The 23,888-nt window shown below is 37.1% G+C and carries 22 protein-coding genes; 2 read left to right on the top strand and 20 right to left on the bottom strand.

Annotated features, from left to right (window positions below; translation table 11 throughout):
- Positions 1–37 precede the first annotated feature (37 nt).
- The 4 genes from purD to D1013_RS01215 all read right to left on the bottom strand — a co-directional run bounded on the left by purD (position 38) and on the right by D1013_RS01215 (position 5,413).
- The gene (purD, locus tag D1013_RS01230; RefSeq protein WP_121847151.1) at positions 38–1,309 is read right to left on the bottom strand and encodes a phosphoribosylamine--glycine ligase; all 1,272 of its coding nucleotides are present in this window, start codon (positions 1,307–1,309) and stop codon (positions 38–40) included.
- Between the two features lie 146 nt (positions 1,310–1,455).
- A complete protein-coding gene (locus tag D1013_RS01225) occupies positions 1,456–2,634 on the bottom strand; it encodes an MraY family glycosyltransferase (RefSeq protein WP_225621376.1) in 1,179 nt (392 codons plus the stop codon).
- A 374-nt stretch (positions 2,635–3,008) separates the two neighbouring features.
- A complete protein-coding gene (locus tag D1013_RS01220) occupies positions 3,009–4,064 on the bottom strand; it encodes a glycosyltransferase family 4 protein (RefSeq protein ID WP_121847149.1) in 1,056 nt (351 codons plus the stop codon).
- A gap of 23 nt (positions 4,065–4,087) precedes the next feature.
- The gene (locus tag D1013_RS01215; RefSeq protein WP_121847148.1) at positions 4,088–5,413 is read right to left on the bottom strand and encodes an O-antigen ligase family protein; all 1,326 of its coding nucleotides are present in this window, start codon (positions 5,411–5,413) and stop codon (positions 4,088–4,090) included.
- Between the two features lie 154 nt (positions 5,414–5,567).
- Here D1013_RS01215 and D1013_RS01210 point away from each other — a divergent pair, with 154 nt between their 5' ends.
- Positions 5,568–6,827: an O-antigen ligase family protein gene (locus D1013_RS01210; protein WP_121847147.1), complete on the top strand. Its 1,260-nt coding sequence runs from the start codon at positions 5,568–5,570 to the stop codon at positions 6,825–6,827.
- Here D1013_RS01210 and D1013_RS01205 read toward each other — a convergent pair.
- From D1013_RS01205 to D1013_RS01130, 16 genes are all read right to left on the bottom strand, one after another.
- On the bottom strand, positions 6,798–7,898 hold the full coding sequence (locus tag D1013_RS01205) for a polysaccharide pyruvyl transferase family protein (protein WP_121847146.1): 1,101 nt from the start codon (positions 7,896–7,898) through the stop codon (positions 6,798–6,800). The genes D1013_RS01210 and D1013_RS01205 overlap by 30 nt on opposite strands.
- A complete protein-coding gene (locus tag D1013_RS01200) occupies positions 7,895–8,836 on the bottom strand; it encodes a nitroreductase family protein (protein WP_205601264.1) in 942 nt (313 codons plus the stop codon). The genes D1013_RS01205 and D1013_RS01200 overlap by 4 nt, the downstream gene beginning before the upstream one ends.
- A gap of 50 nt (positions 8,837–8,886) precedes the next feature.
- A complete protein-coding gene (locus D1013_RS01195) occupies positions 8,887–10,185 on the bottom strand; it encodes a flippase (RefSeq protein ID WP_121847144.1) in 1,299 nt (432 codons plus the stop codon).
- 94 nt (positions 10,186–10,279) lie between these two features.
- Complete coding sequence (locus tag D1013_RS01190; RefSeq protein ID WP_121847143.1) at positions 10,280–10,990, bottom strand: WecB/TagA/CpsF family glycosyltransferase; 711 nt, start codon at positions 10,988–10,990, stop codon at positions 10,280–10,282.
- Positions 10,987–12,060, bottom strand: coding sequence for a non-hydrolyzing UDP-N-acetylglucosamine 2-epimerase (wecB, locus tag D1013_RS01185; RefSeq protein WP_121847142.1), 1,074 nt, complete (start codon positions 12,058–12,060; stop codon positions 10,987–10,989). Before wecB ends, D1013_RS01190 begins: the two co-directional genes overlap by 4 nt.
- 19 nt (positions 12,061–12,079) lie before the next feature.
- Positions 12,080–13,030 (bottom strand): Gfo/Idh/MocA family protein, encoded by a 951-nt coding sequence (locus D1013_RS01180; RefSeq protein ID WP_121847141.1) that lies wholly within the window; start codon positions 13,028–13,030, stop codon positions 12,080–12,082.
- The gene (locus tag D1013_RS01175) at positions 13,030–14,124 is read right to left on the bottom strand and encodes a DegT/DnrJ/EryC1/StrS family aminotransferase (RefSeq protein WP_121847140.1); all 1,095 of its coding nucleotides are present in this window, start codon (positions 14,122–14,124) and stop codon (positions 13,030–13,032) included. Before D1013_RS01175 ends, D1013_RS01180 begins: the two co-directional genes overlap by 1 nt.
- Entirely contained in the window at positions 14,124–14,705 is a 582-nt protein-coding gene (locus D1013_RS01170; RefSeq protein ID WP_121847139.1) for an acyltransferase, read from the bottom strand. Before D1013_RS01170 ends, D1013_RS01175 begins: the two co-directional genes overlap by 1 nt.
- A gap of 11 nt (positions 14,706–14,716) precedes the next feature.
- A complete protein-coding gene (gene rfbD, locus D1013_RS01165; protein WP_121847138.1) occupies positions 14,717–15,499 on the bottom strand; it encodes a dTDP-4-dehydrorhamnose reductase in 783 nt (260 codons plus the stop codon).
- Entirely contained in the window at positions 15,496–16,041 is a 546-nt protein-coding gene (gene rfbC / locus D1013_RS01160) for a dTDP-4-dehydrorhamnose 3,5-epimerase (protein WP_121847137.1), read from the bottom strand. The genes rfbD and rfbC overlap by 4 nt, the downstream gene beginning before the upstream one ends.
- 4 nt (positions 16,042–16,045) lie before the next feature.
- Positions 16,046–16,909: a glucose-1-phosphate thymidylyltransferase RfbA gene (rfbA, locus tag D1013_RS01155; protein WP_121847136.1), complete on the bottom strand. Its 864-nt coding sequence runs from the start codon at positions 16,907–16,909 to the stop codon at positions 16,046–16,048.
- A gap of 43 nt (positions 16,910–16,952) precedes the next feature.
- Entirely contained in the window at positions 16,953–17,972 is a 1,020-nt protein-coding gene (rfbB, locus tag D1013_RS01150; protein ID WP_121847135.1) for a dTDP-glucose 4,6-dehydratase, read from the bottom strand.
- Positions 17,973–18,986 (bottom strand): hypothetical protein, encoded by a 1,014-nt coding sequence (locus tag D1013_RS01145; RefSeq protein ID WP_121847134.1) that lies wholly within the window; start codon positions 18,984–18,986, stop codon positions 17,973–17,975.
- A gap of 4 nt (positions 18,987–18,990) precedes the next feature.
- Positions 18,991–20,676: a DUF6909 family protein gene (locus tag D1013_RS01140; protein ID WP_121847133.1), complete on the bottom strand. Its 1,686-nt coding sequence runs from the start codon at positions 20,674–20,676 to the stop codon at positions 18,991–18,993.
- A gap of 144 nt (positions 20,677–20,820) precedes the next feature.
- Entirely contained in the window at positions 20,821–22,320 is a 1,500-nt protein-coding gene (locus D1013_RS01135) for a GH3 auxin-responsive promoter family protein (protein WP_121847132.1), read from the bottom strand.
- Between the two features lie 43 nt (positions 22,321–22,363).
- Positions 22,364–23,230 (bottom strand): M23 family metallopeptidase, encoded by an 867-nt coding sequence (locus D1013_RS01130; protein ID WP_121847131.1) that lies wholly within the window; start codon positions 23,228–23,230, stop codon positions 22,364–22,366.
- A gap of 173 nt (positions 23,231–23,403) precedes the next feature.
- Here D1013_RS01130 and tatA point away from each other — a divergent pair, with 173 nt between their 5' ends.
- A complete protein-coding gene (gene tatA / locus D1013_RS01125) occupies positions 23,404–23,586 on the top strand; it encodes a twin-arginine translocase TatA/TatE family subunit (RefSeq protein ID WP_121847130.1) in 183 nt (60 codons plus the stop codon).
- The last annotated feature ends 302 nt before the right edge of the window (positions 23,587–23,888 follow it).

Here is a 23,888-nt window from a genome sequence, read left to right as displayed (position 1 = left end):
AGAATCCGCCTTATCTGATTTTCTTTAGATAATGGTTTTATAGGTCGAACCCTAGGTCCTTTCTATAGTTCATTCCTTCAAAGGAAATCTTTTCGACGTTTTTGTAAGATTGATTCAGGGCCTCCTTAAAGTCTTTTCCAAAGGAGGTTACGGCCATTACCCTACCGCCGCTGGTTACTACTTGTCCATTCTCCAGTTTGGTGCCCGCATGAAATACTAGGGAGTCCTCAATTGAATCATAACCCGACATTATTTTTCCCTTTTCATATGCCTCCGGATAACCACCGGAAACCAACATTACCGTAGTCGCCGAGCGATTATCAATTTCTAGTTCTATTTCATCAAGCCTCTCTTCAGCTACCGCATTCAAGACATCGACCAAGTCGTTTTTAATCCTTGGAATGACGACTTCGGTTTCCGGATCGCCCATTCTTACATTGTACTCTATTACTTTGGGATCTTCGCCAACTTTAATCAACCCAATAAATATAAACCCCTTATAGGGTAGATTATCCTTTTTAAGGCCCTCTACGGTCGGTTTTACTATTCTGTCATGTATCTTAGCCATAAAAGATTTATCAGCAAAAGGAACCGGGGATATGGCCCCCATACCGCCCGTGTTCAAACCAGTGTCTCCTTCTCCAATTCTTTTATAGTCTTTTGCTGTCGGAAGTACTTTATATCCCGAACCATCGGTAAGAACAAAGACGCTCAGTTCGATACCTGAAAGAAACTCCTCAATGACTACGGTACTTGAGGCAGCACCAAACTTGTGATCAACCATCATTTTGGTCAACTCTGACTTAGCTTCATCTAAATCATTCAAGATTAGAACTCCTTTTCCAGCTGCCAATCCATCCGCCTTTAGAACATAAGGTGGATTCAAGCTTTCTAAAAAACTTAAACCTTCATTCAGGCTCTCTTTTGTAAAGCTTTTGTATTCCGCAGTCGGAATGTTGTGGCGCATCATAAACTGCTTGGCAAAATCTTTGCTGCCCTCTAACTCCGCCGCGGCTTTTTGTGGGCCAATGACAGGTATGTGACTGATTTCTTGGTTATTCAAAAAATAATCATGAACACCATTGACCAAAGGATCTTCCGGACCTACGACTACCAAATCGATTTTATTATCAAGAACTATCTTTTTTATTCCTTCGAAATCATTTACACCAATCGGTATGTTTTTGGCGATTTGGGCTGTACCCGCATTACCCGGAGCCACGAATAATTCAATATCTTTTGTAGATTGACTTAACTTCCAAGTAATGGTATGTTCACGGCCACCTGAGCCCAAAATGAGGATATTCATAATCTTTTTTGGTTTTCGCAAAAATACGTTTTGACAAAGGATTAAAGGAAAGAAACAGAATAAATATTAAATAGCTAAAGGCGACTTGAGCACTTTCTGATTAGTATTCTTTAACCGGAATGAAGTGTAGTGCCGCGTGTAATACGCTAGTAAGTAATATCTTCATTTTTTCGAGACTCCAACGGTTGATCTTCTTCTATTGACTTTCTATTTTCAGAAGGCACAAAAGAGCCATTTGGTTTAACTTTCTTTTTCTTACCACTTTTATCCTCGACCCTTGATTTTATCCGCTCTACTTTTCTCCTCAAAAGGATTTTTTGCTTTAGAGTTGCAAAATTATAATTGTACTTAAAGAAAATATATCCGAGCGCAATAACTACTGATACTAGCATGATAACCATACCTAAGTTCTTGGCAGTGCTGCCCAATACAATGAAGAGCATTACAAAGAGTAGATTAAAGCAACCAATTATAAAGCTTGCCTGCTTATGAGAAAGACCCCAGTAATCAATTAAGACATGATGGGTATGATTGCGGTCAGGGGAAAAAGGCCCTTTTTTATTGGCTATTCTAATAGCAAATACCCTAGCTGTATCAAATAAGGGTACTATAAGAATACTTATAGCGATCAATGGTGCATTTTCCAATAGAAAAGGTAAGTCGGTATAGACAACAGGCCTCAAAGCTAAAAACTTGAGTGTAAGAACACTAATCGTAAACCCTACTATCAAAGAACCTGTATCTCCCATAAATATCTTTTTATCGGAAGAAAGATTAAAGCCCAAAAAAGCCATTAAACTAGCATTCATTGTAATGCTTAATAGCGCAAAAAAGTACTCCTCAGTCAAGTAAAAAATGGTTGTATAAATTACCATGATAACCATACCAACTACTGAGGCTAAACCATCAATGCCATCAATAAGATTGTATGAATTGATAATCGTCAACATCATAAACCCGCCTATTGTCAAATATAGATAATAGGGTATTTCATTTATATTCAAAAAGCCGTTGAGCGAATGAATGGTAAAGCTAGGGTTTACTAAAATGAATGAGATGGCAGCAACCTGGGCCAACATTTTAGCCCCGGGGGTTATGACAATTAAATCATCTTTAAGCCCTATGATAAACATAATGGTGATGCCAGGTATAAGATACATAGCTTCATCGAATACATCTCTACCCCGTATAAAAAAAAGTGCAAAAATCAAGGTATAGAAAAATGCAACCCCTCCCATTGTAGGAGTCTTTAGACTATGAGAGCTTCTCTCGTCAGGACTATCCATTAGCCGCTTGCGCTCAACTACCCAAATTATCTTCGGCATAGTAAAATAGGTAAGCAAGAATGAACCTATAAAAATCAATATGGCAGTTTCAAGAAAATACAACTTCTATTGTTTAAATAACATTTTTAAGCACTAAAGGTAATTAAAAATGAGACTATCTTAATAAATGGGTGAATTCACATTATATAAGGAAAACGTATGCTCTCAAGACTCTTACTCTTTAGGTAGTTAGAACAAAATCCTGTTCCGATACTCCCTATTAACAACCAAACAAAAGAATTTATCAAAAACTCGCTTTAAAGAACAAACAAACTTAAATATTCCACAATTGGATGTTGAGCCTCTTTTGCTTAAACATGAATATACAACCACTCCAAAGTATCGATAAAGTTATCATATAACATTGGAACTATTTAGTCTGTCAACTTGTTTAGATGCCTTAATAGTTCTCTGTTAATATTATTTCTTTCAAATTTCATAGAAGTAACTATACAATTTTCTTTCATTCTTGTTATTTCAGATGACGATAACGAATAAAATCGATATAGCTTACTTGCCAATTCCTCACCATTACCTTTCTTAAAAAGAAAACCATTGTAACCATCGATAACGTATTCCGAAGGCCCTTGAACATCACTTGCTATCACGGGTACGGCACACATCATTGCTTCAAGGCCAACCAAACCCAAACTTTCTCTATAAGTCGGAAAAATAAAAACATCTAATGAATTATAAATTCTAACGAGTTCAAATTGATTCATTCCTTCCATTAGATTAACCTTCAAGCCTCTTCGGGCGATTTCTTCTTTAATTTTCTGTAAATCCGGACCATCACCAACCATTACAACTTCGTAATTAACTTGTTTGTAATGATTATTTAAGATACTAAGAGCCTCAAGAAAAACTAACCACCCTTTTTGTTCTATAAAATTGGAGACAAAACCAATGGTAAAATTATCAGTTCCTTTTTCCAAAGGATGGAAAACCTGTGCATCAACACCCCCTGATGGGTAGACAAAAACCTTAACTTCCGCAACTCTAAACATACGACATATCTTGGTCCGGTACGATTCGGAGGGCACTACTACTTGCGGGCATTTTCTGACTATCGGCCCCAATATCGCAATTAAAAATTTCTTGAGAAATGAATCGGGTACGGCGTCACTGCCGTGAAAATTAATAACCAAGGGTATCCCTTTCCATATAAACGGGTATAAAAGGGGAGCTACATAAGTTGGGAAATGAACGTAAACAACATCTTTCCCATTTGCGACAAAATATAGCCTGACTATTCCAAAAAAAAGCTTCATGTAACCAAATACCTTGTTGATCAAAGTATATTTTTTCGTGAGGACAATTAGCTTAATTTCAAAGTCTTCTTGAACAGCCTCTTCAAATCTTTTTACAAAAATACCATACCTCAAACCCGATTCGGAAGGATACATGTTGGAAACAAGGAAAAGACCCATAGACACTAAACTATATTAAAGCACTATATTGCTCTTTTTCCTATTAAACTTTGATAGGAAAAGATTGTAAAAAAAACGGCGCTAAAAGTTATACCAAAATTACGGTCAAAATAATTCTCAACAAGACAAACGTAGGCAATTAGGAGAACTACGAATAAATAGTGTTTGTTTCTTTTCGACCAAGCCAAATAAAAATTACCGCCGAAAAAGAAAAAAAGAGCACCCAAACCTATAACTCCATAACGCACAGCATAACCTAAAAATTGATTATGGCTATTATAGTTTTGATCCACGGCAAAATTAAGTCCATCCTTTGTAAACTGCCTTTTCAGGTTGATTCTCTCTCCGGTTGTACCGTATCCAAAAAAAGGTCTGTTTTTGATTAATTCTGTTGCTGAAATATATCGCGCCATGCGAGGGTTCGATTTAGAATGAGAATTAAATTTGACTTCAGTCTGCGAAGACATTTCAAACTTAAAAATACTTCTTATCCGAGAACCAATATAACTTTTAGAAATAAGGTCAATACTCATTGTAATTCCAAGTAAAAAAGCAAAAGACAAAACAATCAGCTTTAAAAGCTTCCTACCTAAAATCATCTTCTTTACTGCTCTTGCCAAACAGAAAAAAAGCAACAACAAAAGCATTATAAAAATTATACGTGAATTCAAAAACAGAAAGCCTAGACCAAACAACCCTACCACCATATATTTAAGTTGTCTATTATGTAAGATTTCATCAGCAAAAATTATTGCCGTTAAATAATATACACCCAAATATGTAGGGTGTTGATTAAGGGGTTGGGTAAACTTGAGATATGTATGATAGTAATCAAACAAATCAAGACCTATATGAAAGGATTCCTGGGCACTAAAGTAACGATACAAGTTTGTAGTAATTAAAACTAATAAAGAAATAGACGTACCTAAAATCAGCCCTTTTAAAAAAACTACTCTTAAAAATGATATCTCCTTTGGGGTTGCGAAAAGCAATATAAGCGGCACCAATAAAAATGACAGGCTTCTCTCAAGGTAAGAGAGTCCAAGAACAGGGCTTTCTGAATAGCCAAGACCTATTATATGCAGTATAAAAAACGTAAAAGGAGTGAAGACTAGCATCTTCCAGCCTACATTGTCACTTCTGTTTCTTACTCCACCCTCAATTATACCGTATACCATAACAACCATGAAAACGATCAAAAAGAAATTACTGGCGACTGTATATAGGGGAAGAAAAAAAGCAAAGAAAAAAAGCATAATTACGCCTGCATCCCGGAAGAAAAAGGAGTTTTTGCGACCAAAAAATTTTGCACGAAGCCTATCCGCCTCTTTTGGATCTATGATTGACATTAGAGCCTGTTCTTAAAGATTGCCTTAGTGGATATTGGATTTGTATCCGCTAAAATTACATAAAGGTACAATGTTCCAAATTAGTTTAGAGTCCGTCGGAAGTTACATAAATAAATAATATTACTTTTATGGCCCATACAATTTAGTCTTCTTGATGCTTAAGATTACTACGGTAGATACCTTAATAATTATTCTGATGTTCGCATTTTTACCCGTTGATATGGTAAATGGGATACTTTTGATGAACGGAATAAATTTGCCCATATCTTTTAGTCAACTCTTTAAACTAGTGATTTTAGCTCTTTTATTGACTAGGTTATTGTTCACCATAAAACTGTTTATTTCGGCCTCGATTGTAATTTTTATTCTGCTAATCCCGAGTATATACCAAGTATTTCATGACCCCGAAGACAGTTCTGTTTTTTTGGATTTTATAAAAATCTCTAAGTACCTTACCCCCTTTATCTGCTTTTTGTTTTTCGTCGATGCGCTCAAACATTCAAAGGATAAAATTTATCCCCTCATGCTATCATTGGTAAAATTCTCCTACGTAGTCTTAGTTTTAAACATTTTTGTCAAGTACATAGGTTTAGGGTACCCCGCATACAAAAGTGGGGGCATGGGGAGCAAGGGTTATTTTTATGCCGGAAATGAAATATCCGCCTTATTGATAATCCTTTGCTCAATAATCGCCTTTCGTTTATGGAACAAAGGATTAAAAACCAAGTACTTTGTTTTTCTAGCTTTAAATCTTATGGCTGGATTAACAATCAGTTCTAAAACTGGAATTCTGGGAATATTACTGGTGTTTTTTATTATTCCCTTTCAAGGGAAATCGTTGAACTTAAAGAGGTTCTTTCCTTTGATTGTAGGCGCTATGTGCCTATTACCATTGGCTCTCTTGTTTTCATGGCAATTCATAACAAATTCAGCAATTATGGTAAGAATTGAATTTTTTTATGAAAAACTCGACTTTTGGACCTTTATACTTTCAAGTAGAAATGTCTTTTTGGACAACTCTTTCGAGGTCTATTTAAACGAATACAATTTTATAGAGAAAATAATTGGGGTCGGCCAGACCAAATTTGAGCTCTTGAACAATTCTAAGGTGGTCGAAATGGATATAATGGATATTTTTTTTGCCTATGGCGTGTTGGGCCTGTTTGTTTTCATTACTATGCTCGCTTTTGTACTGGTACAGGCAAAAGTGTTTCATAGAACCAACAGGCGCCCATATGCCAATCTCATTTTAATGATGGTAATTATATTAATAATTATATCAACTTTCGCCGGTCACGTATTCGGCTCCGGAATGTCGGCTATATTTATAGGAATCCTGTTCTCTCTAATGTACGTTAAAAGCTATATAAAAAACACTACTTTATTATACCTTGATGGCAGCTTCAATAAATGAAAGTGATTCATTTCTAATCTTTTCAAGTTTTGGAGTTACTTCATCATAATCAACCTCCAAATCAAGAGATTCAAAATCCTCCTCCTTGTACATTATTCTGTTATCTATATTCAATAGCCTTAATAGGCTTTCTTGACGATTAGCGCCTTTATTAGCAGAAATACAGGCAAAAGGTTTTTCAAAATTTACAGAAAAACATGAGCCATGGAATGAATCAGTAATTATGAAGCTTGCATTTGCAAAAAGTTGGATAAATTCATTGGGGCCGGCATCCCTTACATGTTTATCGATTTTTCCGATAGGGAAAAACATTCTATCGATTGCAACGATTTTTAAGCCCATTTTTTGAGAGAAATAGCCAATTGCTTTCTTGATAAGTTCTGTCCTTGGCACAGAATAGACCAAAATATACTTTTCATTGTTCTGTTGGACATTGAATAGAGAAAACCATTCCTTTTTAGGTAGAATAAGCGTTGGGTCAACAACATGAAAAATCTTTTTGTCAGGCAATAACTCTTCTAATTTCTTCTTACCATCACTTTCTCTTACGGAAATCATATCAAAATTATCTAATAATGATTGTACCTGCTGTTTTTCTTCTTGGGTAAAATAGTGATGACCAATACTAGATGCATATGAAAACTTTTTGGCTTCGTCGGGTGCAAAGGATAAAAAGAAAATAGGGTCTATTTTATCGATTGGGCTAACAACTACTGGATTCCAAATTTGATCACTGCCACATACATAAATGTCGAATTTACCTAACTTACCTTCCAAAAGATCCTTGTCCCCTAAGGTGGCTGTTAAATTTAGGTTCGTGTCAGTAAAATGTTTAAACCTAGACAATAGTCTGGTTCTCCAAAGCAGATTGAGTAAATCATGTACAAGCATCTTTATACCATGAACAGAGGCCTCAAACCTAACTTTGTGCATATTCTTATTCAAGTATTGGTTCTGATAGTCTACAACAGTGACCTCCCCATATTTTGATAGTGCAATTTTAGTGGCATACGCCTGTAGTATAGCTCCGTAATTTGTAACATTATGTATTGTGACTAACGCTATTTTCATTTCTTTTGTAGATTACTTAAAACTTCATTTATAGGCCTTCTAGTAGAGCTACAAACTTTATTGTCTTTATCTGGGTAACCAAAACCAATCATCATCATTATGGTGTGACTGTCTTTAATATCCAGTGCCTTCCGGATTGCTTTATCTGCTTTTGGTGTTTGACTCCAATTTAAAGGACAAGAGGCTAAACCAATAGAATGAAGCGCATACATTATTGACATGGAAAATAGGCCGCCATCAATCCAATGTTGGTAGTGCTCAGATCCGGCGAAAAACGCTTTGAGATCTGTTGTAACTATAAACAAATTAGGGATTTTATTCCCGAAGGGCTTATTTCCATTCTGAAATTTTAATGCCAAATCAATAGTTTCTCTAGTATCAGAGTGATAAACGTGCCATTCTTGCCTGTTACATACAGATGGAGTTTTCATCGCCAATCGAATTACTCTTTCGACAGTTTCTATATCTACAATTTGGTTCGGCCTATATTCTCTAAGAGAATATCTACTAAGAAAAAAGGATTCTGGATTTGGAATTTGTCCTTGCGCAAAATCCAAGTTTGTTTTTTCTATGGAACCATGCGTTTCGGATGAAAATAAATCCAGAGTCTCAAGAAAAGAAAGCATCTCCTTTCCTCTCGGATTATCTTTATTAGCTGGCAAAGTTAAAAACTTATATAAAACTTGACTTGCAGCCACGTCGTGATAACCAAATTCCTTAGTCTTTTTTGCAATCTTCAATCTAAAAATCACTCTTTCAGCATTACTCCAACCAGACTTAGGGTCTCGTCGCTTATAACTTAAGCTTTTCTCCAATCCATGGTAGGCCATTGCCAAATTATAATTTCTCGTCTCGTACTCATACAAATCCTCTTTCCACCCTCCATACAAGAAAAACCTCTTATAATCATATAAAAAACCCTTTAGACCTTCTATCAATCTATAAACGCTTCTTACCTTCTGTCTTAAAAAATTATTCCAAATACTCCTCATTCACTTGAAAAACGATTATTAAACACTCTATTCTTGGCACCCCAAAGATAAAGCAATAACAGTAAAATATTACTCAGAATTGTTGAAGCAGCCGCCCCAACAGCCCCATAATAAGGTATGAGCATTAAGTTAAGAACTACATTTATTAAAGCTACTACCCCCATCATAAAAACCTTCATTTTCATATGTTCGTTCGTAACCAATGTAGCACCAACACTATACATTAAAAAAGAAATAGGTATAGTTAGTGATAAAATTTTCACCAATTTAACCGAACCCACATATTCAGTCCCAAATAATCCAGGCACCACCCACCTTGAAGAAAGAACTATTAAAATCATGATAAGAATTCCTGTTCCAATCATAATTTGATTGCTCTTTCTATAAACATTTTTGAACTTCTCGGTATCGTGATTTGACCAACGGTGGTATTTTGGGAGCAAAAACTTGCCGAACAACATAGTTGGAATAACCAAGGTTGCTGTCAAAATTACATATCCGACATTGTAGTAACCAGCCTCAACGTTTCCTGACATATATTTGACCATAATTAAGTCGCTCTGTACATAAACAAAAGCGAATAAATTTGCAAACCCAAACGGCCAAGACTCATTAAATACTTGAAGGACAGAAATTTTTCTTGTTTCTGAACTCTTGAATGAAGCATGTCCTTTTAGTTGTAGCTTTCCATAAATCAGAGTCCTAAAATGGGGAAGGGCTAGAAAGAAAGATATTAAACCTATGAATGCATAAATCCAAGCCAACAATACTACATTAAACTTAGATTGCAAGATATAAATACATGTAATAGTGATAATTAACCTTAGTAAATTTGGAAATAGTTTCCAAACAGAAAGACTTTTAAAAGACTCTTCTAACTGCAATTTTGATGTAACAAGCTCTACTGAAATGAACCCATATATATATATAACAAGAATTTGTATAATTTTAGAGGAGTTCTCGTCTTGAATGGGTAAATTAGCCAAAAACAAAAGAAAAATTGTAATTAAAACTAGGGAATACAACACAAATTTGAAGGACGAGCTCATCCAATCAACCCCTCCCCATCCTTCTTTACCATAAATTTTTAGCCAAGCTTGGGAAACACCAAACCCCGCCAATAACGTGAAAAAGTTTATTGTGGCTATTGCTGAAGAGAATATTCCAAAGGCCTCGGGCCCAATTTCCCTTGCAACAAGAATAAAAGTCAAAAAGGTACTTCCACTGCCAAGTAAAGAGCCTATCCAAAGCCATGAAAGAGAGGTTAGCGCCTTCTTATAATCTTTTATGATCACAATGATTATTTTAGTCTATTCGAATTAGATGTCCGAAGGCAAGAAGCTCAAAACTTAAAGAAAGAATAGAGATATTCAAATAAACTATCATTCTTTATCCCCTTAGTAATAGCTTAAAAAACTTAAACCCCCCAATCACTTGGCCTTTAAACATTCTTTTGGGTTCTTGAAGGAATCTATATAACCATTCCAAGCCATTGTTCTGCATCCATTTAGGCGCTCTTTTAAGTTTTCCTGCCAAAATATCCATTCTGCCTCCACTACCTACAAAAATAATTTGCGGGAATTTAGAGTGTAATTTTTCACTTAAAATTTCTTGGCGAGGTGAGCCCATGGAAATCATTACAATATGTGGCATTGTTCTTTGAAGTTCGCTTTCAACTTTATCCTGACTATCAAAAAACCCGCTCATATTCCCCACAATATTCAAGCCTGGATAAATTTTACGAGCTTTTTCTACTGCTGCCGAGTTGTTCTCCTCGGTCGTTCCCAAAAAATATAGCCTCAAATTATGCTTTTGACAAAGTTCCATGGCTAAACCAGGAAGGTCCAATTTCATAACCTTCGAGCCATGTTTTAATTTAAATGCTAATTGAGCCCCAAAGCCATCTGGAGTTTGAAGTACAGCCCTATCAATTACTTTTTTAGTAACAGGATTTTCGTGATAGGAAACAAGTTTTAAAGCATTTATTGCCGCCGTATAGCCTCCTTCTTCCTTTTCCAGTTTAGACAATAAAAAATCCTCTACATCTTTTTTAGACGTTACCTCATAACAGGGGCATTCATATAGAAATTTCTGCTTCATTCTTTAGAATAATTGACCAAATCGTCCAAAATATGAGCAGCAGATTGTCCTTTTCCATATAAATAATTGGAATTATCAATTTTTTGATTCAAATATGCTCTTAAACGTTCTTTTAGCTGAGGCTCTGTTACATTTATAAGGCTGTTCACATCATTTTCCACCAATTCAACCCATTCGGTGCTATCTCTTAGTGTAAGGCAGTATTTATTAAAAAAATAGGCTTCCTTTTGCAGGCCTCCACTATCCGTAATTACCATGGAACATTTTTCCAATAAATACAACATTTCTAGGTAACCCACGGGAGCTATACAATCAAAGTCTATAGTCCAGCCCTGCTTTTCTATAATTTTCCTGGTTCTAGGGTGAATTGGCCAAATAAGTTTTTCACCTTCTTTTGCCAAGCCGTTCAAAGCATCCAATATATTCTTGAGCCTCTGTAGGTCATCTGTATTTTCCTGCCTATGTATGGTAACCAAAATGGGTGTTTGGTTAGGGTCGATTCCCTCGGGCCGTTTCATTTTCTGCCTGTAATACAAGGCACTATCGAACATGATATCCCCTGAAAGGGAGATTTTCACTTTTTTGCCACCAAAACCTTCTGCCTCCAAGTTTTTTACCGCAACCTCTGTAGGGCAGAAAAGGATATCACTGATTTGATCAGTTAAAATCCTATTCACTTCCTCCGGCATACGCATATCAAAAGACCTTAGACCCGCCTCTACATGAGCCACTTTAATATGTAGCTTCTTAGCTGCCAAAGCTCCTGATATTGTAGAATTAGTATCCCCATACACCACTAACCAATCTGGGGTTTCCTTTAGCATTATACTTTCTATCTCCTCCAACATTCTGCCGGTCATGGCTCCATGGTTTAAACTATTGATGTTAAGGTTGTATCTAGGTTCAGGTATTTTCATTTCCTCAAAAAATATGTGGCTCATATTCTTATCAAAATGCTGACCTGTGTGTACAATAACCTCATCTATACCTTGTCTTTTGCCTATTTCCCTACTTAAAGATGAGGCTTTGATAAACTGAGGTCTTGCTCCAATAACCGTAACTATTTTCATAAACTTCCTTTATAAAAAACTATAATTGAGTATCGGCTGCAAACCTATGATACTCCCCTTTTAGGCCCACAGGCTTTGCAGCCCTGATATCATGTACAATTTCAATGGCTGTTCTGGCGGCATCAACACCGTACCCTTTTCCGGCCAAAATATCTTTGTACACCATGGTATGCAAATCGGTGAAGCCCCCGCTGAACTCCAATTCCTCTCCGTTAATGGTAATGGAGCGGAAGGTGGTTTGCCCTTTTTCTTTTATTTCTTTAGGCAAATATTTAGAATTTATAGAAAGGAACCATTTTACCCTAGCATTTTCAAACTCTAAATATCCAGCGGCGCGATCATCTTCATGAACGTGTACAATATTTTCTTGAATATCTCCAAAAATCCACGAAAGCATGTCATAAAAATGCACACCAATATTGGTAGCAATTCCTCCAGATTTAGATTTATCACCTTTCCAAGAGGTATGGTACCAATGACCTCTAGAAGTCAAATATGTTAAATCCACTTCGAATTTGGTGTCCTTGGATGCATTTTTAACCTTTTCCCTTAGGGCAATAATACTGGGGTGCACCCTCAGCTGTAGAATGCAGAAAATATTCTTTCCTGTTTTTTCTTCGACGTGTTTTAGTTTATCTACATTCCAAGGGTTCAGAACCAAGGGCTTTTCACAGATGGCGTCAGCACCACTTCTAAGGGCAAAACGAATATGTGCGTCATGAAGGTAGTTTGGCGAACAGATACTCACATAATCCAAATAAGTCTCTTTTTCATACTTTAGTTTCTCTATATGACGGTCAAAGCGCTCAAACTCAACGAAAAAATCTGCATTTGGGAAATAAGAGTCGATTATTCCTACACTATCCCCTCTGTCAAAAGCGGTCAATAGATTATTTCCAGTGTCTTTAATAGCTTTCATGTGCCTGGGTGCAATATATCCCGCAGCCCCAATCAATGCGAAATTCTTCATTAAACTAATTCTTTTAGGTTGGTAGTTATATACTCTATTTCTTCTATTGTCAAATACGGATTCATAGGTAAGCTCATGACCTCGTCTGCACAATTCTCACTGACTGGGAAATCTCCCTTTTTGTATCCTAAATAATTAAAGCATTCTTGCAAATGCATAGGTATTGGGTAGTGTACTGCGGTTGGAATACCGCTTTCTTTCAGTTTAGCCTGAACTCTATCCCGCTTTTGTACCCGAACTGTATACTGCGCCCAAACCGAACTTCTATCCTCAATAACCTGAGGGGTTTGAACCACGTCTGCCAATAGATCTGAATAATGATTTGCTACTTGCTTTCTTCTTGAGATATCTTCTTCATAGTAACGCAACTTTACGTTCAAAATAGCCGATTGTAGGTTGTCAAGTCTGCCCCCCATGCCGATATATTTATGGGTGTATCTCTTTACTTGACCATGTACACGCATTGCCTTCATTTTTTCATGGAGTTCGCTGTCGTTAGTGAAAACCGCTCCACCATCACCAAAACAACCTAAAGGCTTTGCAGGGAAAAAGCTAGTACAGCCAATAGTCGATAAAGAACAGCTTCTCTTACCCTTATATAGCGCACCGAAACTTTGGGCAGCATCCTCAATCACAGCAAGATTATGTTTTGCAGCAATGGTATTAATTTGATCCATATCGGCCATTTGACCATATAGGGAAACTGGCATAATCGCCTTGGTTTTTTCCGTTATCGCATTTTCAATCAGCGAGGCATCTATGTTAAAGGTCGCTTCATCTATATCGACAAAAACCGGTTTTGCACCCAAACAAGCTATGGTTTCAGCTGTTGCTATGAAGGTAAAAGGAGTGGTTATTATTTCATCTCCACCTCGAATTCCTAAGGCCATCATCGCCAGCAATAGAGCATCTGTGCCAGAAGATACTCCAAGTGCATACTTTGACCCTGTAAATCGGGCCAAGCTACTCTCTAGTTCTTCTGTTTCTTTTCCCAAAATATAGCGGGCAGAAGACATCACATCTTTGGTGGCAGCGAGATATTCCTCTTCTCTCACTTGATATGCTTTGGTCAAGTTTGCAAAATCTATATTCATTATTTTATTCGAGTTACCTGATTATCTACCAATCGGTATTCTTGTTTACTTTCAGTGCATTGTGCCATGCCTTTCTCATTAAATTCCAAACGATGCCCGTATTCACCTACCCAACCAATTTGTTTGGCGGGATTACCAACCAATAATGCAAAGGCTGGCACATCTTTGGTCACAACGGCGCCTGCCCCAATAAAGGCATATTCACCTATATCGTTACCACATACAATGGTAGCATTAGCACCTATTGAAGCCCCTTTCTTTACGATAGTAGATGCATACTCCCCTCTTCTATTAATTGCGCTGCGAGGATTTATAACATTGGTAAATACCATTGAAGGACCTAGAAAAACATCGTCTTCACAAGTCACTCCTGTGTATATTGACACGTTGTTCTGAACCTTAACATTATTTCCAAGTTTGACTTTAGGAGATATCACAACGTTCTGCCCAATATTGCATATTTCACCTAGCTCACAATCTGACATAATATGGGAAAAATGCCAAATTTTTGTTCCTTTTCCAATGATACAGCCTACATCAACAACTGCGCTTTCGTGAGCAAAATATTCTTTATCTGGCATTTAGGGTATAATTAGAGGTGGGTTTCTAGAACACTATACTTCGGTCTACGAGCAAAAGTACGATAATTCTGCACTTTTTGAATTTCTACTTCATCGAGCAAAGAGTTATCTTTTAAAATTTGTATTGCAAAGGTGTACCAAGTATGTATTTCACCATCGGTATAATGTTTGATTCCAAAATCATTGTTTTTCTCTTTAATCATATCCAAAATATAGGAAGCTAGATGGTGCGCGTTTGTTGGTGATCCTTTTTGGGAATTGGTTATAGAAAGCGTTTCTCCCCTTCGCGCTTTTTTTATAATAGTTGTGTAAAAATTATTCCCATGTAAAGAGTAGAGCCACGAGGTTCTGACTATGAAATATCGCTTTAACAAGTTTTGAACGGCTAATTCTCCCTCTAATTTTGAAGCTCCATACACATTTATAGGGTTGGTTGTATCAGAAATAGTGTAAGGTGTTTCCTTTTTCCCATCGAACACATAATCCGTAGAAACATGAATCAAAACTGTATTATAACGTAAAGAGGTTTCAGAAAGAAATTTGACCCCTGTAGAGTTAACCAAATACGCAAGCTCTTGGTTTTTCTCTGCTTCCTCAACATTGGTGTATGCTGCACAATTGATACAATAATCAAATGTCTGACTGCAAAAGACTTGGTTTATTTCTTGGGGTTTAGTGATGTTGAGCTCTTTTGAGGTTTTAAAAACTAATTTTAGAGTAGGATACAAATCTTTAATCGCCCTAATTGATTCACCTAGCTGGCCTGAAGCACCAGTAACTAAAACCGAAATCATTTAAATAAGTCTTTTAAATAAGGTAGTTGCCTATCTTTTTCTGAAATTATCAAATCATCATGTGAATATTCCCAATCTATGTTTAATTGAGAATCATCAAATCTTACACCTGATTCCGATTGGGAATTATAAAAAGAATCGCATTTGTAGCAAAAAATTGCCTCTTCGCTCAGTGTTACAAAACCGTGAGCAAAACCTTTCGGTATAAAAATTTGTCTTTTATTAGTACTTGACAAAAGGTATTTTCTGTATTCTCCATAGGTTTCGCTTTCTTTGCGTAAATCCAGAATTACGTCAAGTACTTTTCCTTTAATAACCTGAACTAATTTCGCCTGAGAATCATCTCCCTTCTGATAATGTAAGCCCCTAAGAACACCCTTTTTCGAAATGGACACGTTGTCTTGAACAAAATCAATATCAAGACCGGTAGCTTCTACAAACTTCTTTTTGTGAAAGCTCTCAAAAAAGCAACCTCGTTCATCTTCAAAATCGATAAGTTCTACGAGAAAACATCCGGCCAGGCCTGTTTCTATCATTTTCATTGCACTATCCTTCAATTAACCTCATCAAATAATCTCCATAACCACTGTTCATAAGGGGTTTGGCTAGTTTTTCTAGCTGACGCCTGTCAATGTAGCCCATTTCAAAAGCCACTTCTTCTATAGCCCCAATTTTTTGACCTTGACGTTCTTCAATCACCTGCACAAACTGTGATGCCTGCATTAGTGACTGAAAAGTACCCGTATCTAACCACGCAGTTCCTCTATCCATTACTGAAACCTGAAGTTTGCCCATATTCAAATATTCTCTATTGATATCAGTAATTTCCAGTTCACCCCTTTTGCTAGGCTTAACTTCTTGTGCAATGTGTACAACCTCATTATCATAAAAATAAATACCCGGAACGGCATAATTCGATTTCGGATTTTCAGGTTTCTCCTCAATAGAAATCGCCTTTCCCTTCTCATCGAACTCAACTACACCATATCTTTCAGGGTTTTGAACGTGATATGCATAGATTATACCTCCTTGCGGATCATTATTCTGCTTCAACAAATCGGATAATCCAGAGCCATAAAATATATTATCCCCTAATATAAGGGCAACCTTATCGTTCTCAATGAAGTCTTTTCCAATAATAAAAGCTTCTGCAAGACCTTTAGGAGATTCTTGCACAGCATACGAAAATCTACACCCTAATTGGTTTCCGTCTTTAAGCAAATGTCTAAAAAGCTCTAAATCTTTTGGGGTTGTGATAATCAGTATTTCCCTAATTCCCGCAGATAAAAGTGTTGCAAGGGGATAATAAATCATAGGTTTATCATAAATAGGCATCAACTGCTTGCTCAAGGCCAATGTTAACGGAAACAACCTTGACCCTGTTCCTCCTGCAAGTATAATTCCTTTCATGCCTTTATTAATCTTTAAATTGACTGGGTGAGAAGATAGTTTTCTACAACTCCAATCGATTAATATACCATTTTATCGTTTTTCTTAAACCTTCAGAAAAATTTGTCTCTGATTTCCAATCCAGAATATTTTCAACTTTTGAGGCATCTATAGCATACCTAAAATCGTGACCTGGTCTGTCTTTGACAAAAGTAATTAGGTTCGAATAGCTACCAATAGATAATGGCATCTCTTCATCTAAAATCTGACATACCTCTTTAGCAATATGTATATTACTGCACTCATTGTTTCCTCCAATAACATAGGATTCACCGGGCTGCCCTTTTTGATAAATCAAGCTCAGCGCGGCACAATGATCCATAACATAAAGCCAGTCCCTTACATTTTTTCCATCACCATAAATCGGAATAGGTTCTTTGTTCAGGGCCTTACGAATGATTGTAGGAATCAACTTTTCACCATGCTGCTTGGGGCCATAATTATTCGAACAATTACTTATGAGTGTATTAAGACCATAGGTATGATGGTAACTTCTAACCAAAAAATCAGATGAAGCTTTTGAAGCACTATAAGGGCTATTAGGTCTATAGGGGCTTTCTTCTGTAAAAAAACCATCTTGACCAAGGCTACCGAAAACCTCATCGGTAGAAACATGCAAGAATCTACGACTAGAGACAAAAGGATTGGGGGTTTGCTCTTTACTTAACCAATTTTTTCGAGCAGCTTCCAGTAAAGAAAAAGTTCCTCTAATATTAGTTTTGATAAAAGCGCTAGGGCCGGAAATCGAATTATCTACATGCGACTCCGCTGCGAAATGAATAATGCCGGTAATATCATTGGCTATAAATATCTCGTTTAATAAAATATCATCGCAAATATCTCCCTCATAAAATTCATACCGGTCAGATTTTTCAACTTCTTGAAGATTTTGAAGGTTTCCAGCGTAGGTGAGCTTATCTAGATTAATTATATCAACACTTTTGTTTTTTTGAAGAAAATACGGTATAAAATTACTCCCAATAAAACCAGCGCCACCTGTAATAAGAATTTTTTGAGTTTTCATTTAATTATTCTTCACGTCAAGTCTGCTAGCCCTTTTGTTTAGATATATCAAAAACGAGACAATGAAAAATAAAACCACCAGACTTAGTGGTATTAATACAAAGTTGTTGTTAAATAACGGTTTACGCACCTGTTGCGTTTTACCCATATTAAGTATACTCAACACTTCTTTCTGCTCTGACAACTCAAGCTTTTTCTCTTCTATCTCCTTTACAAACCTGTTTTTTAAGGTCAACAATGAACTTATATTCAATGCACTTTCATTCTCTAAATAAATAGACCCTGAGCTTTCTTTTTTATTTTGTAACATGGTCTGCGAATATCCAGATATGAGGTTGTCTATCTGACCTATAAGCACCGTGTTTTGGTCAATTCTCATTTTCGCATTTTCTCTAAAGGCATTCTTTACCTCTTGAAAGTATTCATTAGTGTTGATATAATTCAATATTTTCTTTGACAATTCAGTGCCTGTCTGGGCATTTACATAGGTGAAAGTTATTCTATGAGCCACGATGTTTTTTCTGGTCAAAACCCTTCTCATTATATCAACGGCAAAACTCTCTTCTTTGAAACCTTGTAAAAGTTCGAGATACATTAAGTCTTGCTCTACATCCTCTTTGGCGTCTTCGGGATCAGTGATAGGTTCTATCTCTAAATCAAAACCCTCTAAGTCAGCAACGTCAATGCTAAAATTCTCAAAAAAACTCGAATCTCTTGACCTTATGTTTGATTGTATTTCTTCTATTACATCGTAGACATAATCTTTGCTATCAAAATTAGGCATAATCATAACCTCTGTCTTTAGTTTTTTATCCACCAAAGAGCTGAGCAAATAGCTAATAAGAAGACCGATAACTACAAGGGCAGCTAGCTTAATAACATTCTTTTTCAAATAGAGAAAAGTTCTCAGAAAAGCATCGCCTATTCGATTAAACCCATTACCTATCATTTTAAGCAACTGGCCTAAATCTATCTCATCGGAATTGGTCGTTTTGGTGGGTTGATTATCCGCCATATGGTTATGAATTAAAAATTTGCCCTAATATTTTATCTGTTATCAAATAGGTTGGTTTTACACCCGTAGTGCCCAAGCCTCCAGAGGCTAGGGTGCTTCCTGTAACCAAAGGGTTATCACTAGCGTAATAGGCGTAACGTACTTTTATATCGTCGCTAATGCTCTTTCGTATTTTCGATGCCGACTGTATTGCCTTTTGGTAATGAACTCCTTCCATTTCCAGGCCAATCACATTCCAAGTTGAATCATGAAAGAACGATAGTATGTCTTTATTTTGCAGCGATGTTCCCAAAACGGTGACCATAGTGCCTTCAAATACTTTTAACCCGTGACCTTTGAAATCATCTGCACATAGCTCATTTTGAAAGGGATAGTTATCTGCAGTTCCCTCAAAAATATGGGCAGAAGGAATCATTAGATCACCTTTTCCTCCGTCTAGAATTCCCGCTTTTCCCATTATTGAAATGGAAGATACATTCAAATAAATAGAATCTTTACCATCTTCCGAAAAGGGCTTTAACAACTCGTCAATCGTTTCGTAAGCCTGTTCTCCAAAGGCATAGTCCATTACAAATATAACGGGTTTTTCCTCTAGCTTGATATGACTTGGCAACTGATAACAACAAGCATCATCTGTAAACTTTGCCGTATCGAATATTTGAATGTCTATATTGGTGCCCGAGAAATCGTCTATGGCTATCATGCCGTTTTTCTGGGCCAAATTGGTCACTTTTTTTCTCAACTTTCCATTGGCCGAAGAACTAAGTGCCTCATAGATTTTCAGTGACTCTCCTTCGGGAAACTCTTTTGACAATGCCCTTTTGGCAAACAATGAGTTCATAACACTGTGCATATTAGCACTTATAATATGCAAGGGTCGGTTGATAATTCCGTTTTTGTAAAGGCTCTCCTTTATAGTGTTGGCCCAACGTTCGCCATGAATGTGATGGCCCAACCGTTCTCGCAACAAAAGGCTAAAGGTTATGGCTCTCTTCTCTCCGGTTACTTCTTCCTCTATGGCCAGCTTTCCTAACCAATATATGATTTCAAGAAATCTTTCTGGCTCTTCTTCGGTGGCAAAGTATTCGTGAACGGCCATTATTTCAACGAATGATCTTCCCAAGATATTTGCGGCATGTATGATGGCAACCTCTCTTTCTGCCTGGGTAAGCTCGTCTTTCTTAACAGCTTCTTCTAGCTTGGCCCAATCTCTAATTGTTTTGTTCGATTCTTCAATGAGTACCTTCTTGCTTATTTTTTCAGATTCGATAAATAGGAAGGTCAAATGGGTAAGAATATCGTAAATATCAGATCGCCCACGCGTAATTTCAATATTCATTTGCTCATCATCGATGCGATAGCAGTTTCTTCTTCTTTTTGGCGGAATGATAGGTTCGAAATGCGAATGTCCGTAACCCTCGTCAGAGGTTAGGTTGATAAATCTGCACTGTTCTATACCTTTAGGAAGTCTTTCCAAAACATAGGTCAAACCGCTCAGTTCGGCCTTATCTTCGGCAATAGAGCCATAGATTTCAGGTCGCAGCTGTAAAAGGGCATTTTTCAATGACTCGCCAGATACCCCCGTCGGTTTATAAAAGCCTCTATTAAAAAGATGGCGCATGGTTATATACAAACGCTCTATGGCGTTAGTAGATTCTTGGGCTCTAGTAGTAGTATTTGAGTTGGCCATAGAAGAATTTCGCACAAAATTACAATTTATTGCATAAAGAGTGCACACCTACCGGCCTGTAATAAAATATCGCTTGCCCCACGTTATTCTTTTGCTGATTAATATGATAAGAACGAGGTTCTTAAATTTTTATTCTACTTGGTATTATATTTCTTTAAAAGTTTGAAGTAGATCAGCAATAGACCTGTCATTTGCCAAGCGCTGTACCTTGTTTTGCCCACCTAGCTTACCTCGGCTTTTCATAAAATCATTAAAGCCCCCAGGTTTTATACTTGTTACCTTTAATGTTTGAAGTATGTTACCATCCATCAAATCAAAATAATAACTGTTTTGCTTTTGTAAGCTTTGGTCCAGTATGGAAATGAATTGGGTCATATCTGAAGGTTTCTTTTCAAACTCTACCAGCCATTCGTGGTAAGGAAGCTCATTTTCCTCAGGTACAATTTGGGGCGCAACAGTAAATTCGTTGATTCGAGCATCGGTACCGGCTATGGCCTGGTTCATCGCTTCTTCAACCTCCTTGGCAATGACGTGCTCCCCGAAAGCGGATATAAAATGTTTTATCCTTCCTGAGACAATAATCTTAAAAGGTTCAAGAGAAATAAACTGAACGGTATCTCCCAGATTATAGGCCCACAGACCGGCATCTGAAGATATAATCATTACATAATTAACGCCTATTTCAACTTTCTCTAGCGTACACCGCTCAGCGTTCTCATTAAAAAATTCATCTGCCCGAACGAACTCGTAAAAAATGCCTGAATCAAGAAGTAGAAGCATTCCCTTATCTTTTTGTGAATCTTGATAGGCAAAGAAGCCTTCACTTGCAGGAAAGAGTTCTATACTATCCACTTTTCTTCCGATCAGAGACTCGAATTTCGCCCGATATGGCTCATAGTTCACCCCACCATATATAAAAAGTTGAAAGTTGGGAAAAAGTGAGCCTACTTTCTTGCCCGATTTAATTTGAAGTCGCTCGAAATACATTTGTACCCAAGAGGGTATACCGGCAATTACCGTCATATCCTCGAGCATGGTTTCCTCAACGATTGTATCGACCTTTGTTTCCCAATCTTCTATGCAATTTGTTTTCCAACTGGGAAGTCGATTTTTTTGTAGGTAGTTCGGCACATAGTGTGCTGAGATACCCGATAATCGACCGAGCTTGATTCCATTTTTTTCATGTAACTCAGGACTTCCTTGTAGAAAAATCATTTTACCGTCAACAAAGTCGGAATTACCTGTTTCGTGAATATAATTAAGAATCGCATTTCTAGATGCTTTGACCTGATGCTTGATAGAAGTCTTTGAAATCGGTATATACTTCGCCCCAGATGTGGTTCCAGAAGTTTTGGCAAAATAAATCGGCTTGTCTGGCCAAAGAATGTTTTCTTCGCCCGCGACCACCTTCTCAACATAAGGTTTTAACTCCTCATAATCTCGAATGGGTACCTTCTTAACAAAATCTGAATGATTAGTAATCGAACCGAAATCGTGCTCTTGCCCAAATTGGGTAAGTTTTGCCTTTTCAATCAACTGCCGAAAGACTCGCTTCTGGGTCTCAATTGGGTTATCTCTCCATTGTGCCGTTTGTTTGGCGATATATTTTGCAAATAACTTTGCTGCAAAAGATTTTATAGACATGAACTAGGCGTGAAGTTTAATAGATTAAAATATACCGATTGTTTTAAAAATCGATATAATCCATTGGGTTTACAGTATTTCCGTTGTTCCAGAGTTCGAAATGAAGGTGAGGACCGGTTGATAACTCGCCGGTATTACCTACCGATGCAATGACCTCGCCGGCACGTACTACTTCCCCTTGAGACTTGCTCAGCGACCCGTTGTGCTTATAAACACTTAACAGTCCGTCTTTATGTTCCAAAATAATCACATAACCTGTATCTGCTGTCCACTCGGCAAAAATAACAGTGCCATTGGCAACCGCTTTTACAGGTGTATCCGTAGGAGCAGTTACATCGACCGCAAAATGTTTTTGGTCTAGATTGAACCCTTGCGATATTTCTCCATTTAACGGCGGAAATAGTATCATATCAGTCCCTGTAGTATTACGCTCAAAAAGGTTGTACTTATCCTCTAAGGCGACTTCTGCCCTCAAAACTGAATCTTCCCTGATAGGGGTCAAATCTATACTCGAAGGATCCAGTTTGAACTGTTCCCTCAAAGAGTCTAAATTGACTTCTCCACTTTCTAAATCGCCAATAAGAACTTTGCGAATATTCTCTAAATACCTATTGGTATTATTTAAGTTGGCCACCAAAGAGTCCGTTTTGTATGTCAAATCAGTAGCTTGCTTTTTCAAGCGGGTAGAAGAATAGCCTGGTATATACTCTCTCAAGGGTGTAAATGCAATCAAAAGTGTCGTCAACGCGATAAGACCGATGATACAAAGTGACCCAGTAACAAAAACATTTAATCTGCTAAGCTTAAAAGAGATTTTCTCTTCAAAAGTACTTTCGTTAAGAATAACCAAACGATACTTGTGAAGCAGTTTTCGTTTAATTTCCTTTCTTTTCTTTGTCTTTTTGGCCATGGTACACAAATATACGCATGGAAGCATACACTCAGCCTCTTGAAGATAAAATTTATGGCCTGCTTAAATTTTGTGCACAAGGTTTTCATTTTACAAATTTGAAATCTGAAGATAACATTAACACGGGCATTGCTAATTTTTGATTACATTTGTTATTCAATTAATTCGAGATTATGACAGCTTTACAGATTTTCTTGGCCATTGGGCCGTGGCAAATCGCCATCGTAGTGTTGGTGGTTCTATTATTGTTCGGAGGTAAAAAAATACCCGAACTAATGCGTGGTCTAGGAAGCGGGATCAAAGAATTCAAAGATGCTTCTAAAGAAGACGAGCAATTAGAGGATAAGAAAGAGTAGTATTTATATACCTTCGATAGTACAGCCCTTGAGTTTATAACTCCAAGGGTTTTTTTATTTAGAAAAACTCCTACATCGCAAGAAACCATTCGGTATTCTCTTGTCGGTGATTCCTACATTTTCCTCTAAAACGGCATTCTAATTATGCCTGATGGTATGTGCACTTGCCATCAACATATCCCTTATTACACTACAAAACGCCCCGGTTTCACAACATTAAATCGACCACAGATATGGTTTTGGTCACCTTTGCGTTGTATAGTAAATAATAATATGGTGTGCCCGACCGGCATTTTTTGCGA

It is taken from the genome of Euzebyella marina (genome assembly GCF_003687485.1).
Classification (GTDB): domain Bacteria; phylum Bacteroidota; class Bacteroidia; order Flavobacteriales; family Flavobacteriaceae; genus Euzebyella; species Euzebyella marina.
The sequence above is the reverse complement of the archived record's forward strand: the minus strand, read 5'-3'. Positions and strand labels throughout refer to the sequence as shown.

What these genes read in the sequence shown, in the direction of transcription:
- D1013_RS01225 (WP_225621376.1), bottom strand. Translation starts at nt 2,634, where the DNA reads ATGCCGAAGATAATTTGGGTAGTTGAGCGCAAGCGGCTAATGGATAGT.
- D1013_RS01215 (WP_121847148.1), bottom strand. Translation starts at nt 5,413, where the DNA reads ATGTCAATCATAGATCCAAAAGAGGCGGATAGGCTTCGTGCAAAATTT.
- D1013_RS01170 (WP_121847139.1), bottom strand. Translation starts at nt 14,705, where the DNA reads ATGCCAGATAAAGAATATTTTGCTCACGAAAGCGCAGTTGTTGATGTA.
- rfbB (WP_121847135.1), bottom strand. Translation starts at nt 17,972, where the DNA reads ATGAAAACTCAAAAAATTCTTATTACAGGTGGCGCTGGTTTTATTGGG.
- D1013_RS01140 (WP_121847133.1), bottom strand. Translation starts at nt 20,676, where the DNA reads ATGGCCAACTCAAATACTACTACTAGAGCCCAAGAATCTACTAACGCC.
- D1013_RS01210 (WP_121847147.1), top strand. Translation starts at nt 5,568, where the DNA reads ATGCTTAAGATTACTACGGTAGATACCTTAATAATTATTCTGATGTTC.
- D1013_RS01190 (WP_121847143.1), bottom strand. Translation starts at nt 10,990, where the DNA reads ATGAAGCAGAAATTTCTATATGAATGCCCCTGTTATGAGGTAACGTCT.
- purD (WP_121847151.1), bottom strand. Translation starts at nt 1,309, where the DNA reads ATGAATATCCTCATTTTGGGCTCAGGTGGCCGTGAACATACCATTACT.
- D1013_RS01180 (WP_121847141.1), bottom strand. Translation starts at nt 13,030, where the DNA reads ATGAAGAATTTCGCATTGATTGGGGCTGCGGGATATATTGCACCCAGG.
- rfbA (WP_121847136.1), bottom strand. Translation starts at nt 16,909, where the DNA reads ATGAAAGGAATTATACTTGCAGGAGGAACAGGGTCAAGGTTGTTTCCG.
- D1013_RS01135 (WP_121847132.1), bottom strand. Translation starts at nt 22,320, where the DNA reads ATGTCTATAAAATCTTTTGCAGCAAAGTTATTTGCAAAATATATCGCC.
- rfbC (WP_121847137.1), bottom strand. Translation starts at nt 16,041, where the DNA reads ATGAAAATGATAGAAACAGGCCTGGCCGGATGTTTTCTCGTAGAACTT.
- rfbD (WP_121847138.1), bottom strand. Translation starts at nt 15,499, where the DNA reads ATGATTTCGGTTTTAGTTACTGGTGCTTCAGGCCAGCTAGGTGAATCA.
- wecB (WP_121847142.1), bottom strand. Translation starts at nt 12,060, where the DNA reads ATGAAAATAGTTACGGTTATTGGAGCAAGACCTCAGTTTATCAAAGCC.
- D1013_RS01220 (WP_121847149.1), bottom strand. Translation starts at nt 4,064, where the DNA reads ATGGGTCTTTTCCTTGTTTCCAACATGTATCCTTCCGAATCGGGTTTG.
- tatA (WP_121847130.1), top strand. Translation starts at nt 23,404, where the DNA reads ATGACAGCTTTACAGATTTTCTTGGCCATTGGGCCGTGGCAAATCGCC.
- D1013_RS01205 (WP_121847146.1), bottom strand. Translation starts at nt 7,898, where the DNA reads ATGAAAATAGCGTTAGTCACAATACATAATGTTACAAATTACGGAGCT.
- D1013_RS01130 (WP_121847131.1), bottom strand. Translation starts at nt 23,230, where the DNA reads ATGGCCAAAAAGACAAAGAAAAGAAAGGAAATTAAACGAAAACTGCTT.
- D1013_RS01175 (WP_121847140.1), bottom strand. Translation starts at nt 14,124, where the DNA reads ATGAATATAGATTTTGCAAACTTGACCAAAGCATATCAAGTGAGAGAA.
- D1013_RS01145 (WP_121847134.1), bottom strand. Translation starts at nt 18,986, where the DNA reads ATGGCGGATAATCAACCCACCAAAACGACCAATTCCGATGAGATAGAT.